Source organism: Faecalibacillus sp. H12, assembly GCF_013361255.1.
Taxonomy (GTDB): domain Bacteria; phylum Bacillota_I; class Bacilli_A; order Erysipelotrichales; family Coprobacillaceae; genus Faecalibacillus; species Faecalibacillus intestinalis.
In genome coordinates this window covers 171959-184471 of record NZ_JABWDK010000002.1, presented here as the reverse complement: position 1 = coordinate 184471, position 12513 = coordinate 171959, and the positions used below count along the sequence as shown (strand labels likewise).

General features: G+C 28.8%; 16 protein-coding genes. 4 read left to right on the top strand and 12 right to left on the bottom strand.

Going from position 1 to position 12513, the window contains the following annotated elements; all coding sequences use genetic code 11:
• Position 1: 1 nt before the first annotated feature.
• The 8 genes from HUU89_RS03990 to HUU89_RS03955 all read right to left on the bottom strand — a co-directional run bounded on the left by HUU89_RS03990 (position 2) and on the right by HUU89_RS03955 (position 6329).
• Positions 2 to 1033, bottom strand: coding sequence for a Gfo/Idh/MocA family oxidoreductase (locus tag HUU89_RS03990; protein WP_175301053.1), 1032 nt, complete (start codon positions 1031 to 1033; stop codon positions 2 to 4).
• A complete protein-coding gene (locus HUU89_RS03985; protein WP_175301052.1) occupies positions 1023 to 2000 on the bottom strand; it encodes a Gfo/Idh/MocA family protein in 978 nt (325 codons plus the stop codon). The genes HUU89_RS03990 and HUU89_RS03985 overlap by 11 nt, the downstream gene beginning before the upstream one ends.
• A complete protein-coding gene (locus HUU89_RS03980; protein WP_147579634.1) occupies positions 2000 to 2920 on the bottom strand; it encodes a Gfo/Idh/MocA family protein in 921 nt (306 codons plus the stop codon). The genes HUU89_RS03985 and HUU89_RS03980 overlap by 1 nt, the downstream gene beginning before the upstream one ends.
• Complete coding sequence (locus tag HUU89_RS03975; protein ID WP_175301051.1) at positions 2917 to 3651, bottom strand: HAD-IIB family hydrolase; 735 nt, start codon at positions 3649 to 3651, stop codon at positions 2917 to 2919. Before HUU89_RS03975 ends, HUU89_RS03980 begins: the two co-directional genes overlap by 4 nt.
• Complete coding sequence (locus HUU89_RS03970; protein ID WP_119363546.1) at positions 3632 to 4084, bottom strand: heme-binding protein; 453 nt, start codon at positions 4082 to 4084, stop codon at positions 3632 to 3634. Before HUU89_RS03970 ends, HUU89_RS03975 begins: the two co-directional genes overlap by 20 nt.
• Positions 4085 to 4202: 118 nt before the next feature.
• Entirely contained in the window at positions 4203 to 4997 is a 795-nt protein-coding gene (locus tag HUU89_RS03965) for a MurR/RpiR family transcriptional regulator (protein ID WP_032090347.1), read from the bottom strand.
• Complete coding sequence (locus tag HUU89_RS03960; protein ID WP_175301050.1) at positions 4997 to 5731, bottom strand: HAD family hydrolase; 735 nt, start codon at positions 5729 to 5731, stop codon at positions 4997 to 4999. Before HUU89_RS03960 ends, HUU89_RS03965 begins: the two co-directional genes overlap by 1 nt.
• 55 nt (positions 5732 to 5786) lie before the next feature.
• Positions 5787 to 6329, bottom strand: a complete 543-nt coding sequence (locus HUU89_RS03955; RefSeq protein ID WP_032090349.1) for a TIGR00730 family Rossman fold protein — start codon at positions 6327 to 6329, stop codon at positions 5787 to 5789.
• 101 nt (positions 6330 to 6430) lie between these two features.
• On the opposite strand from HUU89_RS03955, the gene HUU89_RS03950 reads away from it, so the two are divergent.
• From HUU89_RS03950 to bilS, 4 genes are all read left to right on the top strand, one after another.
• Positions 6431 to 7774 carry an FAD-dependent oxidoreductase gene (locus tag HUU89_RS03950; protein WP_175301049.1) on the top strand — a complete coding sequence of 448 codons (1344 nt, stop codon included), beginning with the start codon at positions 6431 to 6433 and terminating at the stop codon, positions 7772 to 7774.
• Between the two features lie 48 nt (positions 7775 to 7822).
• Complete coding sequence (locus HUU89_RS03945; protein WP_106986840.1) at positions 7823 to 8716, top strand: ROK family protein; 894 nt, start codon at positions 7823 to 7825, stop codon at positions 8714 to 8716.
• 69 nt (positions 8717 to 8785) lie between these two features.
• Entirely contained in the window at positions 8786 to 9136 is a 351-nt protein-coding gene (locus HUU89_RS03940) for a hypothetical protein (protein WP_032090352.1), read from the top strand.
• The gene (gene bilS / locus HUU89_RS03935) at positions 9120 to 9557 is read left to right on the top strand and encodes a flavodoxin family protein BilS (protein WP_175301048.1); all 438 of its coding nucleotides are present in this window, start codon (positions 9120 to 9122) and stop codon (positions 9555 to 9557) included. The genes HUU89_RS03940 and bilS overlap by 17 nt, the downstream gene beginning before the upstream one ends.
• Here bilS and HUU89_RS03930 read toward each other — a convergent pair.
• Genes HUU89_RS03930 through HUU89_RS03915 form a run of 4 tightly spaced genes read right to left on the bottom strand, consistent with a single transcriptional unit; the run spans position 9554 to position 12504 of the window.
• Entirely contained in the window at positions 9554 to 10111 is a 558-nt protein-coding gene (locus HUU89_RS03930) for an NUDIX hydrolase (protein ID WP_175301047.1), read from the bottom strand. The two genes, bilS and HUU89_RS03930, sit on opposite strands and share 4 nt — an antisense overlap.
• 22 nt (positions 10112 to 10133) lie before the next feature.
• The gene (locus tag HUU89_RS03925) at positions 10134 to 10889 is read right to left on the bottom strand and encodes a MurR/RpiR family transcriptional regulator (protein WP_032090355.1); all 756 of its coding nucleotides are present in this window, start codon (positions 10887 to 10889) and stop codon (positions 10134 to 10136) included.
• Positions 10890 to 10902: 13 nt separating this feature from the next.
• Positions 10903 to 11658, bottom strand: a complete 756-nt coding sequence (locus HUU89_RS03920; protein WP_175301046.1) for a MurR/RpiR family transcriptional regulator — start codon at positions 11656 to 11658, stop codon at positions 10903 to 10905.
• Between the two features lie 15 nt (positions 11659 to 11673).
• Positions 11674 to 12504, bottom strand: coding sequence for an HAD family hydrolase (locus HUU89_RS03915; RefSeq protein ID WP_147579628.1), 831 nt, complete (start codon positions 12502 to 12504; stop codon positions 11674 to 11676).
• Positions 12505 to 12513: the final 9 nt, after the last annotated feature.

Here is a 12513-nt window from a genome sequence, read left to right as displayed (position 1 = left end):
ACTATTTTAAATCCTTTACTCCTGTTTCTAACATTTCCATTTGTAGAATTGTTTGCCATGGTTGGATGACTTGTTCCTTACCATTTACAATACTATCATAGATACCATCATACACACGTGCATAGTCGCCGTCAACTGTTGGAACTTTTTCTTCATGATAAATACCATCTTCATCATAATAAGTAAGGGTTCCATAATGTTCTGGTAAATCTTTTCCAAAATCACTATTAGTAGGCATATGGAAAAGTTTTAAATGTTCTTCTTGTCGATCTTTACTATATTTTTCAAACATTCCCTTTTTACCATAAACGATAAAAGAAGGTCTTGATTTTACCCTAAAGTAACTTGATTTAACGGATACTTTTAATGTTCCATAATAAAGATCAAGATCAAAATAATCATTCATACGACCTGTTCCTAAAAGTTGTCTTACATCATAATGAATATCATCAGGTTTTCCAAAGTAAGAAATGACTTGATCTAAAGTATGACAACCATGTCCATATAAATAAGACATTGCTGGATCAAAATGATCAACACTTTCAGGTATTTCAGGACGATAGTAATCAAAATGCATTTCTAATTCTAATAAATCTCCTAATTTCCCTGATTCAATCACTTTTTGTACTGTTAAAAAGTCACTGTCATATCTTCTATTTTGATAAGCTGAACAATAAAGTCCTTTTGATTTTGCAAGTGCAAAGATTTCTTTAGCTTGTTCACTATTTTCCATAAAAGGCTTTTCACATAAACAATGTTTATTATGTTCAAGTGCTTTTTTAGTATATTCATAATGATAATGATGTCCTGTACATACAACCACCATATCAATTTCATCATCTAAGAAAATATCATCTTGATTTTCAGTATAGTTGACTCCTTCAATTTTATCCCATATATCATGATGAATACGTGGATTATAAATTGTTTTAACAATAAACTTATCTGGTCTTTGCATCACAAATGGTAAGTGATAACGATTGGTACTTTTTCCATTTCCAATATATCCTAAAACAATTTTATTATTTATCATTATCAAACACGATCCCTTCTTGCATTCTTCCTTCTTCCATTAATTTAGAAATCAATAATGAAAGTTCTAACATTGCTTTTTGTTTTTTAACATCATTTTCTTCCATCATTCTCATAAATTCTTTAAATTCATAAATTAAACGATGTTTCTTTTCAAAAGATTTTATTTCACTTGTCCCATCGTTATAACAGATTTCATATTCTGTCATTTGACTTAACGGACATTTAACAACGATTGCTCCTAAGTTTCCTTGAATCGTATTCATTAAAGGCGCTTTACAATCTTTAGCCCCAATACATAAAGCTTTAAAATGTTCAAAATCAAAAATCATCATCCCACTTGTATCAATATTTCTTTCAATATTTGCCATATATTTATGATAAACAGGTTTCCCAAACAAATCGATTAAAGCATGAATGTTATAAACATTTAAATCCATTAAAGCTCCACCAGCTTTATGAAAGTCAAAAGCTGGTAAAATTGTTCCTTCTTTAAAAGCATTATATCTTGATGAATATTGCGAATAGTTAAATGAAACAATTTTAATATCTCCTAATTTCTTTAAATCTTCTTTTAATGAAAGAAAAGCAGGTGTGTAATGTAAATTCATAGCTTCAAAAATCATTAAATTCTTTTTATTGGCGGTTTCAATTAAATCTTCTAATTCTTTACTATTCGCTGTAATTGGTTTTTCAATAATGACATTTTTACCATTTTCTAAAGCTTTTTTTGAAAATTCATAATGTAGATGATTAGGTAAAGCACAATAAATTGTATCAACATCACTTTGAAGTAATTCATCATAATCTGTGTAAACTTTATCTAAATGATATTTTTCAATTAGTTCTAATGCTTGTGATTTTGATTTTTTTGTTGAAAAAAGATAAGTCTTTTCAACGCCAAGTTCATGATACATGGTAAGAACATCTTTAACGATCATTCCTGTTCCTAAAATTCCTAGTTTCATTATTTTGCTTCCTCTCTAATTTTTTCAATTGTTTCTTGTAATTTTTTTGAATCTTGTAATGTATGTGTTGATTGATTATGATTAATTAAAGCTTGTATTTCTAAAGTCATGTCATCTCCTTCAATTGGATATGTTTTTTGAATGACTTCATTTTCTAAATGAATTGTGTATTCAACTACACGGTTAAACATTGGGACATAGATTTCTCCCTTTTCTCCTTTAATTAAAGCATAACGTTCTTTATTATAATTAATTGAACCTTCTACTTTTCCTTGAATTTCATTTTTAAAATTTAAAGTTGCTTTAAAATTCATTTCAATCTCATTTTCTTTTTCAATATGAGATTCAACACTTTCAACTGGTGCATCCACTAAACCAAGGACAAAACCAACGACATAACTTCCTACATCATTTAAAGCCCCACCTTGTTTTGGATCAAACAAGTAAGAATCTTTTTTATCTGTCCCATCAAAACAAAAGTTTGCTTCAATTGATTTTAATTTTCCAATCAACTTTAAATCTTCTTTTAAATGATCAAAACCTACATTAAATTTTGTTTTAAAAGCTTCTAAACAATAGCCTTGATATTCTTTAACATATTGATTAATTTCATCAATATCTTCACTTTTTAAGACAAGTGGTTTTTCACATAAAACCGCTTTATGATGTTTAATGGCTTCTATAATCCATTTTTTATGTTCATAGTGAGGAACTGCAATATAAACGGCCTCAATATCTTCATCTTTTAAAAGTTCCTCATAATCACGATAAAGTTTAACTAAAGGATGACTTTGTAAGTAACTGTCGTTTTCATCTAAAGAATGTGAGGCAATGGCATGCACTTTTCCCCCACTAGTATAAGTAATACTTTTAACAAACTTACGCGCTATGTTTCCATAACCTATAATTCCAAAATTCATTTTTCTACCTCCAATAACGCTATTGCTTCAGCAATATCATTAACACAATAATGTACTTGTTTTTGTATTTCTTGAGGGGATGTTTTAAAAGTAAAGGCTGTATCTACGACTTTTAACATCGGTAAGTCATTATAGGAATCCCCTATTCCTGCTACCTTTTCTAAGTGATAATAATCTTTAATGATTTTGATCCCTGTTCCTTTTGAACAGCCTTTTCTTACAATATCAATTGAATTTCTATTTTGAAAACCTTCAACTTCTTGATATTTTTGATTAATTTCAAGACAAGCTTTCTTGGTTATTTTGTCATCTTTAAAAACAAGAGATATGCCATAAATTATTTCATGCTCTACTTCTTTAAAAGAAGAAATGATTTTTAATTTAGGATTATAATCTTCTTTAAGGGTTGCATAAAAGACATCTGCATTTCCTGTTTGTAAAATGATGTGTGCTTTCTTTTTATATTCATTAAAGATTTGTTGAACGATTTCTTTTTTCATTGAAAAATCTTGAATGATATTTAAACCTTTATCTAAGATCATTGCTCCTGAAGAAAGAATATAGAAATCTAATTTTAGCTTTTCTAAATCAAACAGGGCACATCGAGGCCTTCCACTACATACTCCAAAAAGATGTTCTTTTTGATACTTTTCAATAGCCTCTTTATCTTGTTTTTTTATTTGTTGATTAAAAACAAGTGTGCCATCTATATCACTTGCAAGTGCCTTCATCTTTTAGTTTCCTTAAACAATCAACGATGACTTGATGATCTTCATCATGGACGAGCCCTGAAACAAGAATACTTCCTCTTAATTCATCATGAATAATTAAAGGAAAACCTCCTCCACAAATAACAAGACTTTCATCTTTTTCATCTTCTTGATATGTTTTATTTTCTTCATTTTCTAAATAGATGTAATAACTACTATGTCCATATTTTTCAACTGTTTTTTGTTTACGATCAAGCCAAATGACTCCTTTTTTACCATCCATTAAATATTGAAAAACAATATCTTTATCTAAAACAATACGGATTCTAACATTTTTTAAATGATTCTTTTCAATATGATCTACAATGATTTGTCCTAATTGATAGGCATCATGATTATTGAATTCTTGAAAAGAAAGTTCTTTTTCTAATTGTAAGACTTCTTCTTTTGTCATCTCTTTCACCTCAATTTTGTTATAGCATATCTTCTTTCTCTTTTTAAGAGATGCATCTCATTATGGAAATAAGGTTCAAGGTAAATGAAAAAAAGCTCAGTTAAACTGAACTTTTGGTTCACTTATTTTTAAGATGATAAATAAGGGCATGTAAATTATTTAAGATGTACATAAAAGCAAGTTGAGAATAAAAGGTTGCAATCTTGTTTTGTTTTTCATAGTCAGGAATCATAATCTGATATTGACTATAAACAACAAGTGGACTTTGAAGATTAGCAGTAACCAAAGCTGTTTGAATTCCTTTTTGATTTAAGATTTTCATACATTCTAAAAGGGATGTATTTTCTCCACTATAAGAGATAAACAAAGCAAAATCTCCTGGCTGTAATTGTTTGGAAATATAGATTTCTTCCCCGTATTGAGTTGCTAAGACAGGAAATAAGTTAAGCTTTGCAAGTTTATTAATAAAGTTTGCTGCTGTTATTTGGCTATCGCCATAACCATAAATAAAAACTCTTTTCTTTTGTACCATCAATGTTGCTATTTTATTTAAGGTCTCAATAGATAAATGATGATAGACTTGTTGAATACTTTCTTGATAAAGAGAAAACATGTTTTGAATGATTTGTTCACTTGTTTCATTGACTTGAAATGGGATTGTATAGTCTACTTGACTTACCATATATTTATTAGCTTCAAGTTCCTGTAATAAAGCCAATTTAAATTGTCGATACCCTTGATAGCCTACTTTATGACATAAACGAATAATCGTGGCATTTGAAGTATAGCTCTTTTTTGCCAGATCATTGATTGAAAGTAAAGTTAAATCTTCTAAATGATCTAATAAATAATCAATGACTTGTTGTTCTGATTCGGTATAATGATTTTCTTTAAGTTGTTGTAATATTTTCATTATTCTTTCATTAAAATATCAAGCGCTTCTTCCACACTATCAACTACATCATCAACAATCGATGTTAAACTTTCTGGTGATGTTGGAAAAGTAAAAGAATGATCCACTGTTTCTAACATAGGAATGTCATTATACGAATCCCCAATTCCGGCAACTTCCTCTAAATGCATTAATTCTTTTAATTTTAAAATTCCTAAACCTTTAGAACATCCTTTTTCAGTAATATCAATATATTCTTTATTTTGATGTGCAGTTAATTCAGGAAAATGTTCTTCAATATCAAGACACACTTTTTTAGCGTTTTCATCTGTTTTTGCATTCATGGATAAACCATAAATATCTCCTTCTACTTCATCTAAAGAAGTAATAACTTGTCTAACCATTGGACCTAAGTCTTCTTTTAAAAATGTATAGATTTGCATATTAGCTTGAATAAAAATATCATAATCTTTTTGATAACGATCATAAAATTCATGCAATAAATGTTTAGAAATCGTACTTTTATAAATAACTTCTCTTTCTTTATTAAGTACAAGTGCTCCTGTACATAGAATATAGAAATCAAAATCAATATAAGGCTTACAAAATTCATAGATGCCTTTAAAAGGTCTTCCACTACATAAACCAAATAAATTACCCGCTTTTTGAAACTCTTTGATTTTCTTTAAATCCCCTTCTTTAAATTTTTCATTAAATAATAATGTTCCATCATAATCACTTGCTAGTACTTTCATAATAATCCTCCAATGCCTTTATTGTAGTTGATTTTGTAAAAAAAGAAAATCATTTTCATCGATTTTCTTTTTTTAATATTTCTTTTATTTCCTCTAAATTTTCCACAAAATAAATACCTTCTTGTTTTTCTTTAGAGGATAAATCAAAAGTAATCATCTTATCTAAAAGTTTCTTTAAATCATCATAATATCCATTTAAATTATAAAGCATACAAGGTGTCTTTAAATGTTTTAATGAAACTTTAGACATGACTTCTGTAATTTCTTCTAAAGTTCCTGTTCCTCCTGGAAAAGCAATAAAAGCATCCCCTAATTCAATCATTTTTGTTTTTCTTTCACTCATATCTTGTGTCACAATTAATTGTGTTATTTTAGGATAATCAAAACCGGCATCAATGAAAAATTGTGGTTCCACACCTATGACTTTTCCTTTTGCCTTTAATACACTTTCCGCCAATTCTCCCATTAAACCACATTTAGAGCCTCCATAAACAAGTGTATGTCCATTTTCGCCAATCCACTTTCCAAGTTTTCTTGCTGCTAAAATAAGATTTTGATCATTTCCATTACTTGCCCCTAAATAAACTGTTATATTCATGTATACCTCCAAAATTTATAAATCTTTTTTATCCTTTTGATTATTATATCATTTTCTGTATAAAAAATGCGTTTTTGTTTCATAATAAAGCAGGTGATTTTATGAATGAATCTTATTGGCAAAAGACAAGTCAACATCCTTGTTTTAAACAATTAAATAAAGATATAAAAACCGATATTCTTATTATTGGCGGTGGTCTATCCGGCATTTCATGCGCTTATCAATTAAAAGAAACAGGTAAACAAATAACTATTGTTGAAAAGAATCTTTTAGGTAGTCATACCAGTGGACATACAACGGCTAAAATTACTCTTTTACAAGGTCTTATTTATCAAAAACTTGTAAAACATTATAATATTGAAACAGCTTATCTCTACTATCAAAGTCAAAAAGAAGCAATGAAAGGTATTAAAGATTTAATTGAAAAAGAAAAAATCGATTGTTGTTTAAAAGAATGTACGATGTCTTTATATACCGATGATTTAAAAAATGTTGGAATGCTTGAAAAAGAACAACATTATTTACACCTCTTTGGTGAAACTGTTTTTGACAATCAAAAACATTTAAAAACAATCAGTTTGCATCATCAATATATCTTTCATCCTTTAAAATATCTCTATCATCTTGTGGAATGTTGTCAAAAGAAAAATGTTCAATTTTATGAACATAGTCGTGTTGATAAAATCATAAAAAGAAAAAACGATTTTCTTGTCTATGTACAAGGACATCGTATTATCTGCCAAGATCTCATTCATGCCTCGCGTTATCCTTTTATAAAAAAAGGTTTCTACTTTTTAAAAATGTTTCAATCTTTAGAAAATATTGATTTAAAACAAAGAACAGGAAATCAATGTACCCTCTCTATTGATCTTACAGAAAGTTATCGTCCTTTAAAAAATCATGCTTTAGTTATTAATTCTAAGAGTAAAGACTGGTTTGCACAAGATACGATTCCTTTAAGAGGTATTCCTTATATGGGGCGTTATAAAGAACATGAATATTTTATTTATGGTTTTCAAAAATGGGGTATGACAAATTCTTTTTTAGCGTCTAAAATCATTAAAGATCTTTATTTAAATAACGATAATGCCTATCTTTCCTTATTTTCTTGTCATTATTATTCTTTAAGCTATTCTAAAATATATTTGAAACAAATGCTTCATCACCTTTATCTTGGTTATGTCAAATTTCATTTTCATACCAAGAAAAATTTACAAAGAGGTCAAGGAGGATTAATGAAAATCAATCATAAACTCTATGCTGTTTATTTAGATAAGCAAGGCATTTATCATTATTTTTCTCCCTACTGTCCTCATTTAAAAGGTCTACTTTCTTTTGATGAAAAAAATCAAATATGGCATTGTCCCTGTCATCAATCTGTTTTTGATTGTTATGGAAAACTTATTGAAGGGCCTTGTTTAAAAGATATGAATAAACAAAAATGATACCTATTTCATCCCTTCTATTATATAATAATATATGGGAGGAAGTTTATGAAAACATATTTAACATTAGATGTTGGAGGCAGTGCCATCAAATATGCGCTATTGCAAGAAGATTTAACTATTTTAGAAAAATCAAGTGTACCAACTCCTATGGACACCCTTGAAAACTTTATTGAAACAATTGGAAAAATCTATGATCAATTTCAAGATCAGATCGATGGTATGGCTCTTTCTATGCCTGGTATCATTGATCCTGAAAGAGGCTATCAATATACAGGTGGTGCTTTACGTTATATTGATAAATTAGAAACTGTAGAAGTTTTAAAGAAGCGTTGTCCAACAAACATTACAATTGGTAATGACGCTAAATGTGCCGCCAATGCGGAAATTGGTTTTGGAAATCTCCAAGATATTCAAGATGGCGCTGTGGTTATTTTAGGAACAGGAATTGGTGGATGTTTGATTAAAGATCATAAAGTTCATACAGGAAAACATTTTTCAGCGGGTGAATTTTCTTTTATTAAAACAAACAACTTAGATCCTTTTACTTGGAATCATGCTTGGTGTACGAGAAATGGTATTTCTGGGTTATTACAACGTGTTCAAGAGGCACTTGAAACAGACAAAGAATATACTGGAATTGAAATCTTTGAAATGGCTAATAAGGGTAATGAAAAAGTCATTGCAGGAATCGATGCTTTTGCCAAGGAAGTCGCAACTCAAATCTTTAATGTACACATTATTTTTGATTGTGAAAAAGTGGCTATTGGTGGTGGTATATCTGCCCAACCATTACTTATTGAACTCATTAATAAAAATATGAATGAAATTTTTGATAATTTACACTTTGATGTTTATCATCCTGAAATTGTTCCTTGTAAATTTAGAAATGACGCTAATTTAATTGGTGCTCTTTACCAACACATTCAAACTTTTAAATAATTTTCTCTTTGAGAAATATCTTTTTTAAAAACTAAAATCAGTGTACAATAACATTGAGGGGTGACAATTATGCAAGTAGTATTTGTTGTTTTACATAAAACAGAACTTTTACAAAATTTATTAACAAGTTTAAAAAAAGCAGGAGTAAGTGGTGGAACGATTCTTGATTCTCAGGGAATGATTTCTTATATTCAAGAAAGTGATGAAAGTTATATCTTAGGTTCTTTAAGACTTTTCCTTGAACAAGCACGTCCTGATAGTAAAACAATGTTTTTCATTATTAACGATGAACAAACAGATCTTGTTTTTGATACAATTGATAAAGCTTTGGGTGGTTTAAAAAAACATAATACAGGGATTGCCTTTGCAATGCCTATTACAAAAGTTGCAGGAGTTGTAAAAGATGATTCATTATTTTAGTCAAACAGGAAACACCAAACTCCTTGGAGATTTTTTAAAAGACAATATCAATGATTCAAAAACAATCTATGTTGGTTTTTGGACAGATAAAGGAAACGCCAATCAAGAAACTTTAGATTATTTAAAAACATTGCATCATCAAAAAATCTTTCTCTTTGGAACTGCTGGTTTTGGAAAAAGCGAAGAATATTTTAAACGTATTATAAACAAAGTGAAAGAAAGCATTGATTCAACCAATGAAGTTGTTGGAAGTTTTATGTGTCAAGGAAAGATGCCTGACTCTGTTCTTCAACGTTATCTTTCTTTAAAAGAAAGTGACAAGGCACCAAAAAATATTGATTTACTTATTGAAAACTACTATGAAGCACTAAATCATCCAAATGAAGAAGATTTAGAAAATTTGAAAAAGGCTATCATTTAATGGTAACCTTTTTCTATTTTTTTATTTAATTTTTTATAAACATTTTCGACCAACCATGGTTCTGTAGAAGCTTTTAGAGCTTCTTCAAAGTCAAACCATTGTAATCCTTTATTTTCATCTTCTTTAATAATTAATCTTTCTTGATCATCAGCTTCCATTAAATAGGTAATATTGTAATGGAGATGACTGGATACATAAACTCCATTTTTAATATGTCCATTAACAGTTAAAACTTCAATTGAAAAAGGGTCATCCTTTAAAAACTGAACATGTTTTAAACCACTTTCTTCTTGAAATTCTTTTAATGCCACTTTTTTAAAATCTTTTTGCCCATCAACATGTCCTCCAAGCCAACACCAAGAATTATAAATTTTATGATAACACATTAAAACCTTATCATGACTTTGATTTAAAACCCAACAAGAAACAGTGAAGTGTCCTATTGTATTTTTACGTGTGAGAACATCTTTTTGTTCAATCACTTTAAGTAAAAGTTCTTTATCTTTTTCTTCTTGTTCATTAAAAGGTTGATAATTGAGTAGTTTTTGTTTCATTGCTTCTCCTTAAAAAAACAGGTTATCCCTGTTTTTCAATATATTTTTGATAATACATCACACGAATTAAATCAAAGATCGTCATAATTTGATAGTTAAAGTTAATACCATCAAATCTTCCTGGTACTTGAATCGTATCTGTAGTTAATTTTCTTCTTGCATAGGTTGGATTTTGGGTAATAAGCAAAGATGTCGTATTTTGTAATGAAAGATTTGTTCTTGTATACATAAAGCCTTCTAAAGACCTTCCTGAAGAAGAAGTAAAAATAACATAATCATTTTCATTAAAAATCATATCTTTATCATACGTATGATATTGTAAAACTGTTTTCCCAAAAGAAATTAAATCTGTTTGAAATTCTACCGCAATAGACATAGGATAAAGAGCCCCTACAAGAATTACTCGTTTTGATTCATGGATTTTTGTACAGACTTCTTCTATTTTCTTTAAAAATTCTTTATTATCATTAGAAACTTTAATGCGTTCAACATACGTACAAATATTGAGATTTTCCATACGTTCTTCAATCTGTTCAAGACGTATTCGTTTATGTTTATAATAAGTTTCTACAAATGTTTGATAATCATAGAAACCTAAATATTTTAAAAAGTTTAAAATACTTTCTGGTGTTGTCTTTAATTCATTTGCAACTTCTTCTAACGAATAATCTCCAAAGTTTTGATAATGAAGGATAAAGAATACACAAAAACGATACGCATCATCAAGAAACAATGTACCATTTAAATATTTTAAAATTCTTGAAAGTAGTATATTCATAACATCCTCCCCTTTAAATAAAATGATATTTTTTATAATACGTTACTCGCATAATATCAAAGATTGTCATCAAACGATAGTTAAAATCAATACTATCATGTCTTGAACTTGCAACATAGATCACACGTTCATCCCCAATTTGACTCTTATATTTTTTATTTTGTGTAATGAGTAAGAATTGAGATCTATTGATATCAAAATCTTGATGATCATTCATGAAAGCATCATAAGCTCTTCCTGTTGCCGAAACAAATATAACATAATCATCTTTATTGAGATCCAATTGTGTATCAAAAGAATGATATTGGAAAACAGGCTTTCCAAAAGTAATCAAATCTGTTTGAAATTCAACGGCAATAGAAATTGGATAAAGTGCTCCAATAATAACCACTCTTTTAGACGTTGAAATATCATGACAAATATGATCGAGATCTTCAATAAATTTTTCTTTATCATCACATAAATGCACTTGTTTAAAAAGATCATCCATTTTTAAACCAAGCATTCTTGAACGAATTTGATCTTGTCTTAAAATAACATCGGCATAAAGTTTATCTTGGAAAGACGTATAATCATCAAATCCCAAATGACTTAAAAAATTTAAAATTGCTTCTTTAGAAATCTTTGATTTTTCAACCACCTCTTCTAATGTCATTTTATAAAAATCTATATAATTTTCAATAAAGAATACACAAAAACGATAATTATCATCTAAAAAAAGAGTTCCATTAAAGTATTCAAGTATTCTTGCAAGTAGTACATTTCCCATACGTACCTTTCCTTTCTATATTAAGCCTAGTTTTTCTAAGCTTAAGGCAATTCCATCTTGATCAGGATCTTTGAAAGTATCATAAGCAATATCTAATAACTTTTCCTTTGCTCCTTCAAAAACAATTCCTTGATTTGCTTTTTCAAGCATTTGATAATCATTCATACTATCTCCAAAAGCAATTGTATCTTCCATACTGGCATGATAGTAATCCATCACTCTTTCAATGGCATCTGCCTTCGTACAGTTCTTTGAAATAATTTCCCCATTAATAAAATCATCTTCTGGTTTAGAAAAAACAACGACATTAAAATCTTTACTTAAATGAGGCACTGTATCAAGCAATGCATATTTATCATATGCAATAAAAACAATTTTAGTCACTTTATCTTTACCAGGATCATATTCAGTAATTGGTTTGAAGGCTTGATTACGTTTTTCAAAGAAACGAGCTAATTCTGGATTGGCTTGTGTATCTTTGATTTGTCTTCTTTCCATGTACTCTCTAGCATAACCTGATTGAAAAAGTTCATCTTTCGTTTCAAGAGTAAAGCCAACTTGTGCATTAGAAAATAAAACAATAGCTTGTTGTAAAAGCTTACTATCTAAAAAGTTTTCATAGATATACTCACCATCAATTTGAATAAAGCTTCCCGCTGCTGAAATAACACCATCAAAACCTACATCTAAAATATCTTGTGTAATCGAAACAGGTGCTCTTCCTGTACATAAGAAAGCCTTATGTCCATTTTCTCTTAACTTACAAATAGCTTCTTTATTTCTTTTTGTAATTTCTCTACTTTTCCCACGAATTGTTCCATCAATATCAAAAAATACATACTTCATTTTTCTTAC